Source organism: Streptomyces gobitricini, from assembly GCF_039532985.1.
Lineage (GTDB): Bacteria > Actinomycetota > Actinomycetes > Streptomycetales > Streptomycetaceae > Streptomyces > Streptomyces gobitricini.
In genome coordinates, this window is sequence record NZ_BAAASR010000002.1 from 151,608 (window position 1) to 168,435 (window position 16,828).

A 16,828-nucleotide genomic window follows, 5' to 3' on the forward strand; every position below is an offset into this window, starting at 1 on the left:
AGCTGTTCCTCCCGCGAGGAATACCGACCGGCCCGTCACCGTCCCGCTCTTTATGCCCAACTTTCCCGGGCGGGATGGCGCTGCGGAACGAGACGGCCGGATCTAGCCGTTGCGGGACGTCACGTCACACCCAGGGTGATCCCCAGCCCCGCCAGTGTGGCGCCGATGACACGGTTGACGGCTTTCTGCGCCCGCAACATGGCGGTACGCAGCCGGGAGTGGGAGAAGAAGAGGGCCACCAGGCCGAACCAGGCGAGATGGGCGAAGGAGATGAACAGGCCATAGGCGCCCTGCTGCCAGCGGGGCGTGTCCGGGCCGACGACCTGGGTGAAGGTGGAGACCACGAACAAGGTGGTCTTCGGGTTGAGCACGTTCGTCAGGAAACCGGTGCGCAGCGCGCCCCACCGGGACAGGGCCTGCTTCGGCTCCAGGTCGACCGTCACGTCGGTGCGGGCGAAGAACGTCCGCAGGCCGATCCAGACCAGGTAGGCGGCGCCGACCAGCTTGATCGCGGTGAACAGCGCGGTGTTGGCGGCGATCAGCAGGCCCACGCCCAGCATCGTGTACGTGACGTGGACGAGGACGCCCGCCGCGACGCCCACCGCGGAGAAGAGGCCGGTCGTGCGGCCATGGAGGCAGCTGTTGCGTACGACCATCGCGAAGTCGGCGCCCGGGCTGACGACCGCGAGGACCGTGATGACCGCGACGGCGAGCAGCTCAGGCACGCCACTCCTTCGTCGCCGCGCCGCCCGCGTCCGGCTGGGCCTGGGCCTGGGCATGCGCCTGCCGGGTCTCGTGCGCCTCGCCCGCCTCCAGGTCGCGGACCATCAGCGTCGCGCCCGCGACGGCGCCCGGCATCAGGAACACCGCGACGAACGGCACCAGGAAGGCGAGGGTCAGCGGAACGCCGAAGCCCAGGGTGAGCATGCGGCGGCCGCGCAGCATGGCGAGACGCTCCTTGAGTTCGACGCCGCGCCGCTGGAGCGCCACCGCAGTGAGCTCCTCCGCCAGGAAGAAGCCGGAGACGCAGAAGCCGATCACCGGCACGACGGTCTGGCCGACGACGGGGATGAACCCGAGGGCGAACAGGAGGATCCCGTAGCACGCGACCCGCGCGAGGACGCGCAGGCTGTCGCGGGCGGAGATCCACAGTTCGCGCCAGAGCGGCAGCTCCGAGCCGGGCACCTCGCCGCCCTCGGTACGGTCGACGTCCTCGGAGAGCGACTCGTAGAAGGGCTGCCCCACGAGGAGCGTCACGGCCGTGAAGGTGATGACGGCCAGGAACAGCCCGAAGGCGAAGAGCAGCGCGGTCAGGAAGCCGCGGAAGACCCCCTGCCAGGGCGAGGACCAGTCGTCCGCGAAGGGCGTCGCCCACGCGGTCAGGTCGTCGGCGCCGTAGGCCAGGCCGACCAGCGCGGCCGCGTACAGCACCAGGGTGACCAGGCCGGGCAACAGCCCGAAACCGAACCAACGCCGGTGCCGGCCCACCCAGCGCTGTCCCTTCATCAAGTAGCCGAAACCCACCCCGAGATCACGCATGGGCTCACCCTATCGGGACGGGGGCCGGGGACGGGCGGAGGGCCGCACCCGGGTGGGTGCGGCCCTCCGGCACGTACGGGACGGGCCCGTACGGCCCGTGATCAGGCGACGTCGAGGTCGACCGTGATGTTGCCGCGGGTGGCCTTGGAGTACGGGCAGACCTGGTGGGCCTTCTCGATGAGCTCCTTGGCGGTGGCGGCGCTCACGTTCGGGATCTTCGCCGAGATCTTGACGGTGATGCCGAAGCCGTCGGCGTTCTTGCCGATGCCGACCTCGGCGGTGACCGTCGAGCCGGAGATGTCGGCGCCCTCCTGGCGGGCGACGACACCGAGCGCGCCCTGGAAGCAGGCGCTGTAACCGGCGGCGAACAGCTGCTCGGGGTTGGTGCCCTCGCCGGACCCGCCCATCTCCTTGGGCGGGTTCACGACGACGTCGAGCTTGCCGTCGTTGGTGGCGACGCGGCCGTCACGCCCGTTCTCGGCGGTGGCGACGGCGGTGTACAGGACGTCGGACTGCTGGATCGACATGTAAGAGGTTTCCTCCTGTGATGCGCCGCGACTCGCGCCCACGATCGCGGCGGGCTGGAGGTGAGCCTATCGGGTGAGTGAAACGATCATCTTGCCGGTGTTCTCGCCGCGCAGCATGCCGAGGAACGCATCGACGCCGTTCTCCATGCCCTCGACGACGGTCTCCTTGTACTTGAGCTCGCCGGAGGCCAGCCAGCCGGCGACCTCCTCGACGAACTGCGGCTGGAGTGCGGCGTGGTCGCCGACCAGCATTCCCTGGAGGCGCAGCCGCTTGCCGATGACCAGCGCGAGGTTGCGCGGGGCGGGGGTCGGCTCGGTGCTGTTGTACTGGGCGATCATGCCGCAGATCGTGGCGCGGCCGTGCACGTTGAAGGAGGAGATGGCCGCCTCCAGGTGCTCGCCGCCGACGTTGTCGAAGTAGACGTCGATGCCGTCGGGGGCCGCTTCCTTGAGCTGCGCCGCCACGGGGCCGTTCTTGTAGTTGAAGGCGGCGTCGAAGCCGTACTCCTCGGTGAGGAGCTTGACCTTCTCGTCGGAGCCCGCGGAGCCGATGACCCGGGAGGCGCCCCTGAGCTTCGCCATCTGGCCGACCTGGCTGCCGACGGCGCCGGCCGCGCCGGAGACGAAGACGGCGTCGCCCTCCTTGAAGGACGCGACGTCGAACAGACCGGCGTAGGCGGTGAGGCCGGTCATGCCGAGGACGCCGAGGTAGGCGGAGAGGGGCGCGAGGGAGGCGTCGACCTTGGTGGCGTGCTTGGCGTTCACGTCGGCGTACTCGCGCCAGCCGAGGCCGTGCAGGACGTGGTCGCCGACCGTGAAGCCCTCGGCGTTGGAGGCGACGACCTCACCGACGGCGCCGCCGTCCATGGGGTGGTCGAGCTGGAACGGGGGTACGTACGACTTCACGTCGTTCATCCGGCCGCGCATGTACGGGTCGACCGAGAAGTGCAGGTTGCGGACGAGGATCCGGCCCTCGGCCGGCTCGGTGACGGGCGCCTCACGGAGGGCGAAGTCACCGGGCTCGGGCCAGCCGTGCGGCCGGGCGACGAGGTGCCATTCGCGGGCGGACGCGGGAAGAGCGGACATGGTGCGTGCCTCCTGGTATCGCTTCACGCTGTGTTCCTTTCACAACCTGAAACAACCATGCTCCTGAATGTTTCAGGTTGTCAAGTAAATGGGTATCCTGGGTGGCATGTCCAGCAGACGCACAGACCCGCTGACCCTCGAAGTGGTCGAGTTGATCGGCACGGTGGTGACCCGCTACCACGAGGAGTACGAGCAGGCCGCGGCGGAGCACTCCCTGACCGGCGCCCAGGCACGCGTCCTCGGGCTCCTCGCGCTGGAGCCGACGCCGATGCGCCGCATCGCGCGGTCACTGCGCTGCGAGCCGTCCAATGTGACGGGCATCGTGGACCGCCTGGAGGCGCGCGGGCTGGTGGAGCGCCGGCCCGACCCGGCCGACCGCCGGGTGAAGATCGCCGCAGCGACGGACGAGGGCCGCGCGACGGCCCGCCGGCTGCGGGACGCGCTCGACTTCGCCCGCGAGCCGCTGGCCGGTCTGTCGGAGCAGGAACGGACGGCCCTGCGCGACCTGCTGCGGCGCATGCTCGGGGCGGACGACAGCGCGTAGGGAGCCCGGCACGGAGCGCGGGAGGGCCGGAGCGCGGAAAGGCCGGAGCGGCCTGGAGCGACGGGCGCGGCTAGAGCGGCGGGCGCGGCCTGGAGCGACGGGCGCGGCTAGAGCGGCGGGCGCGGGGCGCCACGCGCGGGAGTCAGACGCACCACCACAGGAACCAGTCGCACGACTCCGTCGGCGTGGGGGCCGGGGTGGGTTCCGTGGGCGGCGGATTGGCGGGTGTCGGCCGAGCGGAGCCCGTCTCGCCCGGTTTACCGGGGTTGTCGGGGGTCTCCGGCTCCTCCGTCGGCGGGTCGCCCGGAGCCGGATCGTCCTCGTCCGGGGCGCCGGGGGTGCCCGGCTCCTCGGGATCGGCCGACGGCCGCGGGTCCGACGGGCCGGTGGCGGACCCGTCGGCGGGCGCGGACGCGGACGCGCCCGGTGCGCCGGAGGAGGCGCCGGGCCCCTTCTCGACGGCACCCGAGCCGTCCTCGGGGCCGTCCGGCGTGGAGGTGGCCGTCGCCACCGGCTCCTTCACCGGGCTCGGGTCGTCCGGGCGCGCGGAGCCCTCCGGCTGCTCGGGCCGCGGCTCGGGGAAGGCCTGGTCCTCCTGCCGTACGGCGGTGGCGGCGCCGTCCTCGCCGGGGTGCTCGATCGCCAGCTCGGCCAGGCTCAGCAGACCGGCCGCCAGGACCAGGGCGCCCGCCCCGACCAGCAGCTTGCGCCCCCGCCGCTTGCGGGCCCTGCGTCCCACCGGGCGCGCCCGGCGGGAGGGCTGGGCGCGGCGCGCCTGCCCGCGCGCACGGCGAGGCCCCGCGGGCGGTAGCTCCTCGTCCCGGTCCAGCTCGTAGACGTGGTCCGCCGCGAACGTCTGGGGATCGTCGTGCCGGAGCTCCTCGACAGGCGTACCGCACCCGGCACAGGCCAGGGCTCCGTTGAGGTGCCGCTGACACTGGTGGCAGTAATCCATGGCGCCCGCAGATTATGCGGCCCCGGGACACCGGTGACACCCGGGGTTGTGAGGATCCTGTGTGGAAAGGGCCATCCTCCGGCGTACCGCTCATTTCCTACGCAAGGGGCAGGATGGCGACATGAACGCCTCCGGCACCGCCTCCGTCCCGTTCGGGCCCCTCGACTTCCAGCTCGTCCTGCTGCGCCGGATGGCCGACCACCAGCCGGGCCTCGTGGAGGACGCGCGCCGTGAGCTGGGCGTGTCGATCAGCGACATGCGGGAGGCCAACCGCCGCTGGCAGGCGATGGCCCGTTCCCCCAGGTCCCGGGGCACGCTCAGCCGCTACCGCTCCGTGCTCGGCGAGCCCGCGGCCCGTGTCCGCCGCACCATCGGCGACCTGGAGTGCGAGGCGCTGCTCTGGCCCGTGCCGCTCTGGCCGGACCTCCGCTTCGAGGTGCTGGCCGCGCCCGGCGGCGGCCCGGCGTGGAACGAGTGGCTGGTCCGTGCCCCCGGCGCGGTCGGCCCCGAGCTCCGCACGGCCGCCGATCTGCGCCCCTGGAGCTGCACCGTCGACGAGGTCGCCCGGGCCTTCGCCCCGGCCCGGCCCCTGGAGGGCAGCGCGCCCACCCGCTGGCGCCTGGCGTTCACCCCGCCCGACGGGACGCCGCGCGTGGCCGAGTTCACGTGGGGGCTGCTCCAGCGCCTGGTGTGAGCGGCACGACGCCCCCGAAAGGCGCCGGCCCGGCGCGGGGGCGTGCCGGACGCCCAGGCCCCGAGCGCGCCGGTGACGGCCGGGGACCCTGGCCCCCCGGAAACGGCCCGGGGCCCGGACACGACGGACGCCCAGAACCGGCGCGCGCCGGTGAAAGGGCCGGACCCGGGACATACCGGAAACGGCCCGGGACCCGGGACAACCGGAAACGCCCCGGGACCCGGACGCGCCGGTGACGGCCGGGGAGCATGGGGGCGTCCTCTGGGAGCGGGCGGGGCGGCCGCGGCACGGCTCGGATAGCTCCTTCGGCCGCCGTCTGTCACCCCGTCAGCTCCCCCGGCGCGCGCCGCTCGCCCCGCGAACGCACGATGCGAGAACGTACCGCTCTTGGGAGGATCCGCACCGTGACCGTCAGTCTCGAGCAGTTGCGCCGCTGTCATGTCGCCGTCGACCTGGGGGCCGCCAGGACCCGCGTCTTCGTCAAGGGTGTCGGACTCGTCGTCGACGAGCCGAGCGTCGCCGCCGTCAACACCCGCACCGGGGCGCTGATCGCCGTCGGCGAGTTCGCGGAGAAGATGACCGGCCGCACCCCCGACTACATCCGCGTCGTACGCCCCGTCTCCGGCGGCAGCGTCGTCGACATCGACATGGCCCAGCGGATGCTGCGCCACCTCCTCGGCGAGAAGCTCCGCCGCCAGCTGCGCCGCAAGCCGATGCTGCGCGCCGCCGCGTGCACCCCGCACGACAGCGACCCGCTCGCCCAGCGCGCCACGATCGAGACGCTCGTCGGGCTCGGCGCCCGCCGCGTCGAGCTGGTCGACACGCTGATCGCGGCGGCCGTCGGATGCGGGCTGCCGGTGGAGGAGCCCACCGCCACCATGATCCTGGTGTGCGGCGCGGCCACCACCCAGGTCGCGGTCCTGTCGCTCGGCGCGATCGTGACCGCCGAGCGGATCCCGGTGGGCGGCAACGCCATCGACCACGCCGTCATCCAGTACCTGCGCCACCAGCACGAGCTGATGCTGCCCAGCCAGTCCGTACGCCCCCTCCAGCTCGCCCTGCACGGCAACGGCCTCACCCCGCACGGACCGGCCTCCACCGAGATCCACGGGCGGGACGTGGCGACCGGACTGGCCCGTTCCGTGCTTGTCGACACCGCCGCCGTGCGCCAGGCGCTGCACACCCCGCTGACCACCGTGCTCGACGGCATCGGGAAGGTGCTGCGCGACTGCCCGCCCGACCTGGTCGCCGACCTCGTCGACCGCGGCATCATGATGGTCGGCGGCAGCGCGCTGCTGCCCGGCCTCGACCAGATGCTGCGCAACGCGACCGGTATGCCCGTGCACATCGCGGAACGGCCCGACATCTGTGCCGTCCTGGGGCTCGGGGCCATGCTGGAGGGCCGCGTCCAGCCGATCACGCTCAACCCGCTCGCCGAAGCCGAGTGACGTACGGGTGACCGGGGGCGGGCTCACGGCACTGCTCGAGGCGGTGCTCGACGTGGGTACCGGCCTCGAACCGCACGGCACCCTCCAGCGGCTGGTCGAGCACGCCGCCGCGCTGACGGACGCCCGGGCGGGCGCCCTCGTGGTCGTCGATCCCGAGGGCGGCCGGCCGGACGGCCCGTACACGGACCTCTACACGGTCGGGATGACGGAGGAGGACCGGCGGCGCGTCGGCCGGCTGCCCGACGGCGACGACCCGGACGCCCGCTCCTCCATCGGCGTACCGGTCCGCGTCCGCACCGAGGTGTTCGGCCGGCTCTGCCTGACCGGGAAGCGGGGCGGACCCTTCACCGACGAGGACCTGGCCGTGCTGCGCGTCCTCGCCGCGCAGGCGGGCATCGCCATCGGCAACGCGCGGCTCTACGGCACGGCCCGGCAGCGGGAGCGGTGGATCGAGGGCGCGGCGGCCGTGACCACGGCGCTGCTGACCGGTGAGCCGGCGACCGACGCCCTGGTGACCGTCGCCGAGCGGGCCCGGCTGCTCGCGGACGCGGCGGCCGGAGTGGTCCTCCAGCCCACCGGCGAGGGCGGGATGGAGATCGTCGCCGCGTCGACACCGCACGATCCGGGTGACCTCATCGGCACGACCATCGCGCCCGGCTCCCCCGTGCTGGTGCAACTGCTGGGCGGTGAACCGGTCTTCGTCGACGACTCGGCCACCGATCCCCGGATGACGACGCGGGTACGGACACGGTTCGGGCCGTCGATGATGCTGCCGCTGCGGAGCGGCGGGCACCTGATCGGCACACTCGCCCTGCCGCGCCGCCGGGGTGGCCGCCCGTACACGCCGGTGGAGCGGCTGCTGGCGGCCAAGTTCGCCTCTCAGGCGTCCCTGGCGCTGGTGCTCGCGCGCGCCCGGCGCGACCGGGAGCGGCTCGCGGTGTACGAGGACCGCGACCGGATCGCCCGTGACCTGCACGACCTGGTGGTGCAGCGGCTGTTCGCCACGGAGATGATGCTGGAGTCCACGCGGCGACGGGCCGCCGGCACCTCGGCGGCGGACCTGCTGGGCCGGGCGGTGGACGAGCTGGACGCCACGATCCAGGAGGTCCGCACCGCCATCTTCGCGCTCCAGCAGCCCCCCGCCGAGGCGCCCCGCTCCTTCCGCGGCCGAGTGCTGCGCGAGACCGGCGGGGCGGCGGCGCTGCTGGGCTTCCAGCCGTCCGTCCGCTTCACCGGAGCGGTGGACGCCCTGATCTCCGACCCGGTCGCCGGCCGGCTCCTGGCCGCCCTACGCGGCGCCCTGGCGGCGGCCCACCGCCACGAGGGTGTGACGGCGGTCGACGTGGCGGTGGAGGCGACGGCCCGGCTGCCGGACGGCCGCCCCGGTGTCCGCCTGACGGTCACGGACGACGGCACCCGGGACGACGGGACGCGCGGCACCACGGTCACCTGGCAGTCGCCCCACTGACTCACCGGCCGGGCGGCTCGTCACGCCTCCCCGACGTACGCGGTGAAGCGGTGAAGCGCCGAGGGGGGAACTCGTTCACCGGCCGCTCGACGGCGTCACCGGACCGGGTCGCGCCCTGCTCGACGGCGGGTCGGGTCCGGACCGTACCCGCGTCGAGGGGCACCGGAACTGCGGCGAACAGCACACGTGGCACCGCTTCCCCGCGGGTGGCGGTGGGGAGAATGGTGGGGCCTGTGACAGCAGATGAACAGCCCCGCGCGGCGTTACGAGGAGGACGACGAGTGAGTTCGCTCTTTCCGGCCCTGGAAGCCGGATCCGAACGGCCCGCGCTGCGGTTCGGGGACCGTTCGCTGACGTACGGCGAACTGCGCTCCGCGGCCGCCGCGGTCGCCGCCCGGCTGGACGGGGCGGAACGTGTCGCCGTATGGGCCACCCCGACGCCGGAGACGGTCGTCGCGGTGGTCGCCGCGCTGGACGCGGGCGTACCGGCCGTACCGCTCAACCCGAGGACGGGCGAGCGCGAGCTGACGCACATCGTCACCGACAGCCGCCCCGCGCTGGTCCTGGCGGCGCCCGGCGACGAGCTGCCGCACGCGCTGAGCGGTCCGGAGCGGCTGGACGTCACCGTCGGCGCCGCCCCGGCGGGCCCGCCGCCGCCCCCCGGGCCGGACGACCCCGAGGCGCCCGCGCTCGTCGTCTACACCTCCGGCACCACCGGTCCGCCCAAGGGCGCCGTCCTGCCCCGGCGCGCGATCACCGCGACCCTCGACGCCCTGGAGGACGCCTGGGCGTGGACGTCCGACGACGTCCTGGTGCACGCCCTGCCCCTGTTCCACGTCCACGGGCTGATCCTGGGCGTCCTCGGCCCGCTGCGGCGCGGCGGGTCGGTGCGCCACCTGGGCAGGTTCACGACCGGCGGCGTGGCGCGGGAACTGGCCGGTGGCGGCACGATGCTGTTCGGCGTCCCGACGATGTACCACCGCGTCGCCGAAGCCCTGGACGACGACCCGCAGTTGGCGAAGGCGCTGGCGGGCGCGCGGCTGCTGGTCTCCGGTTCGGCGGCGCTGCCCGTGCACGACCACCGGCGGATCGCCGCGCTCACGGGGCGGCGTGTGATCGAGCGGTACGGCATGACCGAGACCCTCATGAACACCAGCGTCCGGGCGGACGACGTCGAGCCGCGCACCGGCTCCGTCGGCGTGCCGCTGCGCGGTGTCGGCCTGCGCCTGGTGGAGGAGGACGGCTCGGAGATCACGGTGTACGACGGGGAGACGGTCGGCGAGATCCAGGTACGCGGCCCGAACCTGTTCACCGGGTACCTGAACCGTCCCGACGCCACGGCCGCCGCCTTCGACGGCGATTGGTTCCGCACCGGTGACATGGCGGTCCGGGACGCGGACGGTTCGGTACGGATCGTGGGGCGCAGGGCGACCGACCTGATCAAGAGCGGCGGGTACAAGATCGGCGCCGGGGAGATCGAGAACGCGCTCCTCGGCCACCCGGGGGTGCGGGAGGCGGCCGTGACCGGCGAACCGGACCCCGACCTGGGTGAACGGATCGTGGCCTGGGTGGTGCCCGTGGACCCCTCGCTGCCCCCGTCGGAACCGGAGCTGGCCGATCACGTCGCGGCGCAGCTCGCCCCGCACAAGCGGCCCCGGAGCGTCCGGTACCTGGACGTCCTGCCCCGCAACGACATGGGCAAGATCATGAAGCGGGCGCTCCATGGCTGAGCGCCTCTCCGCCCGCGAGGCCATCGGGCTCGTCACCGACGCCTTCGAGGAGCACACCCCGCCCGCCCGGTCCTGCGCGCCCGACGGGCCGCTGTCCTGGGAGGGGTACGGCGCCTCGCGCGCCCGGGCGGCTGACCGGACGGGCGAGGCCGAGTCGGTCGTGTACGGCACGGCACGGGCGGCCGGCCGGCCGTGCGCGGTGCTCGCCTTCGAGTTCGGGTTCCTCGGCGGCTCCCTGGGCGAGCGGGCCGGTGACCGGCTGGAGGCCGCCTACCGGCTGGCGCGGGAGCGGCGCATACCGCTGGTGTCGCTGGTCGCGACCGGCGGCAGCCGGATGCAGGAGGGCATGGTCGCGCTCACCCAGCTCCAGCGGGTGGCGCGCGAGTCGGTGCTGCTGCGGGAGGCGGGGGTGCCGCACATCACGGTGCTGCGCGACCCGGCGACGGGCGGCGGCTGGGCGACGGTGGGGGCGGGCGCCGACGTGATCCTGGCGCTGCCCGGGGCGCAGGTCGGGTTCGCCGGGTCACGGGTACGCCCGGCGGACGCGGACCCGTCCGCGTACACGGCCGAGGGCCAGCTGGCGGCGGGGCACGTCGACGCCGTCGTACGCCCCGAGGAGCTGCGCGGCACGGTCGGGCGCTGGGTCACGGCGCTGACGAGCCCCGCCGCACAGGCGCCGCCGCCCGCGGCCCTCGCGGACACGCCGCTCCCCATCAGTGGCTGGGACGCGGTCCGCCAGGCCCGCGACCCCGCCCGCCCCCGCGCCGGGGCGTACCTGGACGCGTACTTCACGGAGCGGCTGCCGCTCACCGGCGACCGGTGCGGCGGCACGGACCCGGGGATGCTGTGCGGCATCGGTCTCCGTGCCGACGGGCGGGCGGTGGCGTACGTCGCCCAGTGCGGCACTGCGACCCGCCCGGCCGGCTACCGCACGGCCGCCCGGGTGATCCGGCTCGCGGACCGGCTCGGTGTGCCGGTGCTGACGCTCGTCGACACACCGGGCGCCGCGAACGACGCGGAGGCGGAGCGGGCGGGCGCGGGCGCGGCGATCGCGGACGCGTTCTCGGCCGTCGCCGGGGCGCGGGTCCCGGTGACCGCGCTCCTGATCGGCGAGGGCGGATCGGGCGGGGCGCTGGCGCTGGCCGCGCCGGACAACACGTGGGCCACGCCGGACAGTTACTTCTCGGTGATCGCCCCGGAGCTGGCGGCCGCGATCCTCAAACGCCCGCCCGAGGACGCCCCGCGCACCGCCGAACAGCTCCGGCTGCGCCCGCAGGACCTGCTGGACCTCGGTCTCGTACGCGGCATCGTCTGACCCGCCCCGCCCACCGGGCACACGACCGGGGCGAGGCCGTACAACTCCCCCACCGCCCCGCACCCGGCAACCGGCCCGGGGTGGGGACGTGCAGGGTCGCCCCCGCAGGGGCCGACGGCGCGGAGACGGCTCCCCGACCCGTACCCAAGGCCGCCGGCCCCGAGGAGGTGAGCCCGGAGGGGCCCCGCCCCACCCCGACCGTCAGCGGCCGCACCGCGTCACCGCGCGTATCGCGGGGCATCGCACGCGGCGGCCCGTCTCCCGCACGGGGGGCGAGCCGTCCGGCGTACCGGCGGAGCTGCGCCCCGAGCGGATGCGGGCGGCCACCCGGCCGCGCCCACCGCCCGGCACCCCGCCCTGCTGCCCGGCACCCCACCGCGCCGCCCGGACCCGCCGCCCGGTCCCGCCCCGCCGCCCAGCCTCGCCCCGCCGGTGTGCTCAGTCCTCCGTGACGCAGTCCTCCTGGAGGTCCGCCGACTCGGCGGCGTCGAGGGCGGTGGTCAGCGCGTTGAGGCGGGCGCGCAGCTCACGGACCTCCTCCAGCGGCATCCCGGTCGCGGCGGCGATCCGGCGTGGCACGCCGAGGGCGCGTTCACGCAGCTCGGCCCCTTCGGGGGTGGGCCGGACGGTGACGGACCGCTCGTCCTCGGCGCTGCGCCGCCGTTCGACGTACCCGGCCGCCTCCAGCCGCTTGAGCAGCGGCGAGAGGGTGCCGGAGTCCAGCCGCAGGTGCTCGCCGATCCGCTTGACGGGCAGCTCACCGTGCTCCCAGAGGACCAGCATCACCAGGTACTGGGGATAGGTCAGGCCGAGGTCCTTCAGCGCGGTGCGGTAGACGCCGTTGAAGGCACGCGTGGCTGCGTGCAGCGAGAAGCAGATCTGGTGGTCGAGGCGGAGGAAGTCCTCGTCGCGCGCGGTCCGGAACGTGTCCATGCGTCCAGAGTAGCGTGAGGGCCATTCAGTTGTGCGCAACTAAATAGTGGGCTATAAATGAGGGACCGACTCACCGGCTCATCCCCCGAGAGGACAGTCCTCATGGACGCGCTCTACACCGCTGTCGCCACCGCCAACGGCCGCGAAGGCCGCGCCGTCAGCTCCGACGGCCAGATCGACCTCCCGCTCGGCTTCCCCCAGGCCCTCGGCGGCAACGGCAAGGGCACCAATCCCGAGCAGCTCTTCGCCGCCGGCTACGCCGCGTGCTTCGCGAGCGCGATGGGCGCGATAGGCCGACAGGAGAAGATCGACGTGACGGACGCCTCCGTCACCGCCGAGGTCAGCATCGGCAAGGACACGGACGGGGGCTTCGGCCTCGCGGTCGTGATGCGCGTCGAGCTGCCGGACCACCTCCAGGGCGAGCCGGGCCGTGACCTGCTGGAGAAGACCCACGCGTACTGCCCCTACTCCAAGGCCACGCGCGGCAACATCCCGGTCCAGATCGTCATCGAGTGACGACCGGCCCGTCCGGGGCCGCCGAGTGACGGCCGACCGGTGACGACCAACCGGCCCAAGGCGTCATCGAGTGACGAGCGGCGAGTGGCGACCGGCCCGGCCCGGCCCGCTCAGAAGGCGGGCCCGGACCCGCCCCAGCCCGCCACCGCCGCGCCCTCCAGGCGGCGCGTGCGGTAGCTCTCGCCGTCGAGGGTGACGACCTCCGCGTGGTGGGCCAGCCGGTCCACCGTCGCGGAGGCCATCGCGCGGTCGCCGAACACCTCGTCCCAGCGGCCGAGCGGCCGGTTGCCGGTGACGATCACCGAGCCCCGCTCGTAGCGGTGCGATACGAGCTGGAAGAAGAGGCGGGCCACCTCCGGCTCGAAGGGCACGTAGCCGATCTCGTCCACGATGAGCACCGCGTACGCGTCCAGCCGGGCCAGCTCCTTGCGCAGCCGTCCCGCCGCCTTGGCGTCCGCGAGTCGGACGCCCCACTCGGCGGCGGTGGCGAAGAGCACCTGGTGCCCGGCCTGACAGGCCCGTACGCCCAGGGCGACGGCCAGGTGCGTCTTGCCGGTGCCCGGGCCGCCGAGCAGCACCAGGTTCGCCTTCCTCGCGATGAAGTCGACCTTCCCCAGCCGGGCGATCACCTGCGGTTCGGGGGCGCGCAGATGGCTCTCGTCGAACGTCTCCAGCACCTTCCGGGCGGGGAACCCGGCGGCCTCGATCCGTTCCTCCGCCCCCGTCTCCGCCTCGGGCTCCGGCTCCGGCTCCTCCCGCCCCTTCGGCTCCGCGCTCCGCTGGGCGGGGACCTGCGCCCGGGGCTCCTCCCGCAGGGGGTGCGCCTTGGCCTCGTGCGCCGCCATGGGGCCGGACATGTACGCGAGGATCGCCGCCGAGACGATGAACGCCATGTGGATGACCGTCCCCCACAGCAGGTCGTGCCGGGGCGTGTGGTGCACGTCGACGAACATCTGGAGCAGGTGCACCGAGGAGATCCCCACGATGGCGGTGGCCAGTTTGACCTTCAGCACGTTGGAGTTGACGTGCGACAGCCATTCGGGCTGGTCCCGGTGTCCCTGCAGTCCGATCCGCGAGACGAAGGTCTCGTACCCCCCGACGATCACCATGATCAACAGATTGGCGATCATCACCACGTCGACGAGCTTGAGGACGGCGAGCATCACGTACGTCTCGTCCGCCTGGCCGCTGATGACGTGGTGGATGAGGTGCCACAGCTCGTTGAAGAACTTGTAGACGTAGACGCCCTGCGCGGCCACCAGGCCGAAGTACAGCGGCGCTTGGAGCCAGCGGGTCGCGAAGAGGGCACACCCCAGGGTGGTCATGTTCGACGGGGGCGTGGCGGAGCGGGGCATGGGGCCTCCAACGGGCGGGGAGGTCCTTCATTCTTGTGCGCCGCCGCCGACAATCTGAATTCGCGTCACCCGTTGGGATTAATAGAATTCCAGTAGCACCGCATCACCGGGCGCTGACCAGGGGTCACCCACCACGCCGCGGCGCCTCAGTCGTGGGCCCGGCCGACGCCGACCAGGCGGGGCGCGGCGGGTGCGCGGGGGCCGTCGTGCCCCCGCCCACCCGCCGGCGGTTCTCCCGCCACCCCGGCGGTCAGGACCGCAGGCCGGGGCGGTCGACGACCGCGGTGTGGACGCGGGTGGCTGTGGCGACGACCGTGCCCTTGGTCACGTGCGGTCCCGGGCCGTGCGAAGTGCCGCCGCCCACGCGGTAGTCGAGGCCCGCGACGTAGCGCACACCCCGGTAGGCGTAGGTGTCCGGGTCGAGGAGCACCTGGAGGGCGTTGCGTTCGCCGTTGTAGTCGCGGAAGTGGCCGTCGACACCGAGGGCCAGCGCACGCCGGCCCGCCCCGTCGGTCACCTCCACCGGCGGTGTGGCGCCTTCGAGGGTGGTCAGGACGCGGTGGATGGTGCGTGCCTTGTCCGGTGGGACGGTGACGGAGCCGGCCAGGACCTCCACGACCTCGGTGAAGTCCCGCTGTGCCCGGGTGAGACGTGGGGCGGCGGCGGGCCGGGCGGGTACGGCATTCTTCCGGATCATCGCCAGGGCGGCCCGCGGGTCCTCCGGGAGGGCCGCCACAAGAGCGTCGGACGGCTGGGGTGACAGCATCTCCCACGCTTCCTCGTACCGGCCGTGCCAGATGTTGACGTCGTCGGATCCGCCGGGGCCGTCGGGGCTGTGGGAATTCCTGACGGACGTCGCCACCGCTCTGCCGTCGTACCGGACCCACTGCGTCCGGTACAACGGCTCCGCGGGTTTCGCCTCGCACGGTCGCGTGAGGACGCCCAGGTTGAAGGAGCCGACCTCGCTGTACGCGTGGAGGTCGGCGCCCGTGGCGCACTTCCAGGTGTCCCACCGGACCTGCTGGTACACCCATTGGTCGGACCGGGGTCCGCCACCCGCGGAGTCCGTCTCGCCGCCGCGCACGGGCAGGGCGGTCAGCAGGGCGGCCGCCGTGACCGCGAGTGCGGAGCCGAGGGCGACGGCCATCGGTCTCCAGCGGGCCGTCCGGCGCTGCGAGCGGGCGATCTCGTCGTAGAGCCGCTGGCGCGCGGGCGTCAGCCGTGCGCGGTCCGGCACGGGAACGTCCGCCCTGAAGTCGCGGATCAGGTTCATCTCATCCATGCGCGCCTGCCGGCCAGAAGTCGTGTACGAGGGTGGGATCGGCGCCGCCCAGGGCCAGGCGGACCTTCTTGCGGGCCCGGTTGAGCCGGGAGCGGACCGTCCCCAACGGGATGGAGAGGGCCTCGGCCACCTCCTGGTACTCGAGGTCCGCCCAGGCCACCAGCAACAGCACGTGCCTGTCGCCCTCGGAGAGGCCGGCGAGCGCCGCGGCGAGCCTCGCCTGGACGGCCTGGGCGGCGATCCGGCTGTCGGATCGGTCGGTCCACGCGTGCGAGACGGCGTCGGTTCCGGTACGGGCCATGGCCCGCAACGCCCGCACCTCGTCGCGGCGGTGCCGGCCGATGAGGTTCGCGGCGATGCCGTACAGCCAGGGCAGCGCGTTGGAGCGGGACAGGTCGTATTTGGCGCGGGCGCGGAACGCGGTCAGGAAGGTGTCGGCGGTGATGTCTTCGGCCGCGGCGTCGGAGAGCCGGCGCGCCGCGTAACGGTGGATGCCGGCGGCGTACCGGTGGTAGAGCTCACCGAAAAGTTCCGGATCGGCCAGGGAGCCGGCGATGACCGAGGCGTCGTCGCCGGATATGCCGGGCGGGCCGTTCACGCAGTCTCCCGTGGGTGCCTTGGTGATGGTGTCCGCCTGCCTTTGTCCGATCACGCCGCCCGGGTTCACGCCGCACCCCTGGCGCCGGGGCCGGCGGACACCGGGCGGCTCGGCGGGCGCCGGTCCGGCATGACGGTGCCGCGTCCCCGGGCCTTCGCCCACCGCTCCGGCGAGCCCGTGAACTCGATCGGGGCGACCGGGCAAAGACGGGTGCCGGTCGGCGCCGCCGGCGCGCACAGACAACAGCGTTTCGACGATGCCGCTCCTCTGCGAGCACTCTTCAGGAGGCAACCCATGAGCAAGATCGCCCGTACCGCCGCCCTGGCGGCCTCCGCCGCCGCCATCACCGTGGGCACGCTGGCCGCGCCCGCCCACGCGGCGGAGGTGACCTCCTTCTCCCTCTCGTACGGAAACGCCACCCTGGCCGGGAAGAACACCTGGTTCGACCGGTCGGTGACGCTGGAGGCCACGCACTACCTGCCCAGCGGCACAGGCAACTGCCGCAGGGTCATGCTCGTCGCCCAGAACGCCGACCTCGCCACGGTGGACGCCAACTCCACCAGCTGGAAGTGCGGCGCCGGCACGTACGCGGTCAACCTTCAGGTCGCTCACCAGGTTCCGGGCGGCCCCGCCTACGTCCAGGTCTACTGGCAGGAGAAGGACTCCGCCACCGCCAACACCGTGCGCAACATCAAGAGCACGTGGTGCAACCGCACCGCCTGCTACTGATCGCCCCCCGGGTGACCGCGCACCGGTTCACCACCTGACCGCGGCCGGGCGGCGTCCGCAACGACGCCGGTCCGCCCGACCCCCCGGCCGCGGGGGCTTCACACGGCCG

Annotated in this window: 17 protein-coding genes; 8 read left to right on the plus strand and 9 right to left on the minus strand. The window is 73.7% G+C overall.

What is annotated here, in order from left to right; translation table 11 throughout:
* Positions 1–119: 119 nt before the first annotated feature.
* The 4 genes from ABD347_RS01650 to ABD347_RS01665 form a co-directional block, all read right to left on the minus strand.
* Positions 120–725, minus strand: coding sequence for a LysE family transporter (locus tag ABD347_RS01650; RefSeq protein WP_344355487.1), 606 nt, complete (start codon positions 723–725; stop codon positions 120–122).
* Positions 718–1,539, minus strand: coding sequence for an EI24 domain-containing protein (locus ABD347_RS01655; RefSeq protein WP_344355489.1), 822 nt, complete (start codon positions 1,537–1,539; stop codon positions 718–720). Before ABD347_RS01655 ends, ABD347_RS01650 begins: the two co-directional genes overlap by 8 nt.
* Before the next feature lie 101 nt (positions 1,540–1,640).
* Positions 1,641–2,066, minus strand: coding sequence for an organic hydroperoxide resistance protein (locus tag ABD347_RS01660; RefSeq protein ID WP_344355491.1), 426 nt, complete (start codon positions 2,064–2,066; stop codon positions 1,641–1,643).
* Between the two features lie 66 nt (positions 2,067–2,132).
* Positions 2,133–3,152 carry an NADP-dependent oxidoreductase gene (locus ABD347_RS01665; RefSeq protein ID WP_344356337.1) on the minus strand — a complete coding sequence of 340 codons (1,020 nt, stop codon included), beginning with the start codon at positions 3,150–3,152 and terminating at the stop codon, positions 2,133–2,135.
* Positions 3,153–3,258: 106 nt separating this feature from the next.
* On the opposite strand from ABD347_RS01665, the gene ABD347_RS01670 reads away from it, so the two are divergent.
* Positions 3,259–3,696: a MarR family winged helix-turn-helix transcriptional regulator gene (locus ABD347_RS01670; RefSeq protein ID WP_344355494.1), complete on the plus strand. Its 438-nt coding sequence runs from the start codon at positions 3,259–3,261 to the stop codon at positions 3,694–3,696.
* 142 nt (positions 3,697–3,838) lie between these two features.
* Here the strand turns inward: ABD347_RS01670 and ABD347_RS01675 are convergent, their stop codons facing one another.
* Positions 3,839–4,651, minus strand: coding sequence for an SCO2400 family protein (locus ABD347_RS01675; RefSeq protein ID WP_344355496.1), 813 nt, complete (start codon positions 4,649–4,651; stop codon positions 3,839–3,841).
* A gap of 121 nt (positions 4,652–4,772) precedes the next feature.
* Here ABD347_RS01675 and ABD347_RS01680 point away from each other — a divergent pair, with 121 nt between their 5' ends.
* From ABD347_RS01680 to ABD347_RS01700, 5 genes are all read left to right on the plus strand, one after another.
* Complete coding sequence (locus tag ABD347_RS01680; RefSeq protein WP_344355498.1) at positions 4,773–5,345, plus strand: hypothetical protein; 573 nt, start codon at positions 4,773–4,775, stop codon at positions 5,343–5,345.
* Between the two features lie 404 nt (positions 5,346–5,749).
* Complete coding sequence (gene mreB, locus ABD347_RS01685; RefSeq protein ID WP_344355499.1) at positions 5,750–6,793, plus strand: rod shape-determining protein; 1,044 nt, start codon at positions 5,750–5,752, stop codon at positions 6,791–6,793.
* A gap of 7 nt (positions 6,794–6,800) precedes the next feature.
* Entirely contained in the window at positions 6,801–8,261 is a 1,461-nt protein-coding gene (locus ABD347_RS01690; protein WP_344355501.1) for a sensor histidine kinase, read from the plus strand.
* A 281-nt stretch (positions 8,262–8,542) separates the two neighbouring features.
* Entirely contained in the window at positions 8,543–9,991 is a 1,449-nt protein-coding gene (locus ABD347_RS01695; protein ID WP_344355503.1) for an acyl-CoA synthetase, read from the plus strand.
* The gene (locus ABD347_RS01700) at positions 9,984–11,306 is read left to right on the plus strand and encodes a carboxyl transferase domain-containing protein (protein ID WP_344355505.1); all 1,323 of its coding nucleotides are present in this window, start codon (positions 9,984–9,986) and stop codon (positions 11,304–11,306) included. Before ABD347_RS01695 ends, ABD347_RS01700 begins: the two co-directional genes overlap by 8 nt.
* Before the next feature lie 438 nt (positions 11,307–11,744).
* Here ABD347_RS01700 and ABD347_RS01705 read toward each other — a convergent pair whose 3' ends face one another.
* Complete coding sequence (locus ABD347_RS01705) at positions 11,745–12,239, minus strand: MarR family winged helix-turn-helix transcriptional regulator (protein WP_344355507.1); 495 nt, start codon at positions 12,237–12,239, stop codon at positions 11,745–11,747.
* A 102-nt stretch (positions 12,240–12,341) separates the two neighbouring features.
* Between ABD347_RS01705 and ABD347_RS01710 the strand changes: the two genes are divergently transcribed.
* A complete protein-coding gene (locus tag ABD347_RS01710) occupies positions 12,342–12,755 on the plus strand; it encodes an organic hydroperoxide resistance protein (protein ID WP_344355509.1) in 414 nt (137 codons plus the stop codon).
* Between the two features lie 110 nt (positions 12,756–12,865).
* On the opposite strand, the gene istB is transcribed toward ABD347_RS01710, so the two are convergent.
* The 3 genes from istB to ABD347_RS01725 all read right to left on the minus strand — a co-directional run bounded on the left by istB (position 12,866) and on the right by ABD347_RS01725 (position 15,990).
* Positions 12,866–14,110 carry an IS21-like element helper ATPase IstB gene (gene istB / locus ABD347_RS01715; protein WP_344355510.1) on the minus strand — a complete coding sequence of 415 codons (1,245 nt, stop codon included), beginning with the start codon at positions 14,108–14,110 and terminating at the stop codon, positions 12,866–12,868.
* A gap of 250 nt (positions 14,111–14,360) precedes the next feature.
* On the minus strand, positions 14,361–15,392 hold the full coding sequence (locus ABD347_RS01720) for a hypothetical protein (RefSeq protein ID WP_344355511.1): 1,032 nt from the start codon (positions 15,390–15,392) through the stop codon (positions 14,361–14,363).
* A complete protein-coding gene (locus ABD347_RS01725) occupies positions 15,385–15,990 on the minus strand; it encodes an RNA polymerase sigma factor (RefSeq protein WP_344355513.1) in 606 nt (201 codons plus the stop codon). Before ABD347_RS01725 ends, ABD347_RS01720 begins: the two co-directional genes overlap by 8 nt.
* Before the next feature lie 294 nt (positions 15,991–16,284).
* On the opposite strand from ABD347_RS01725, the gene ABD347_RS01730 reads away from it, so the two are divergent.
* Positions 16,285–16,719, plus strand: a complete 435-nt coding sequence (locus tag ABD347_RS01730) for a hypothetical protein (protein WP_344355515.1) — start codon at positions 16,285–16,287, stop codon at positions 16,717–16,719.
* Positions 16,720–16,828: the final 109 nt, after the last annotated feature.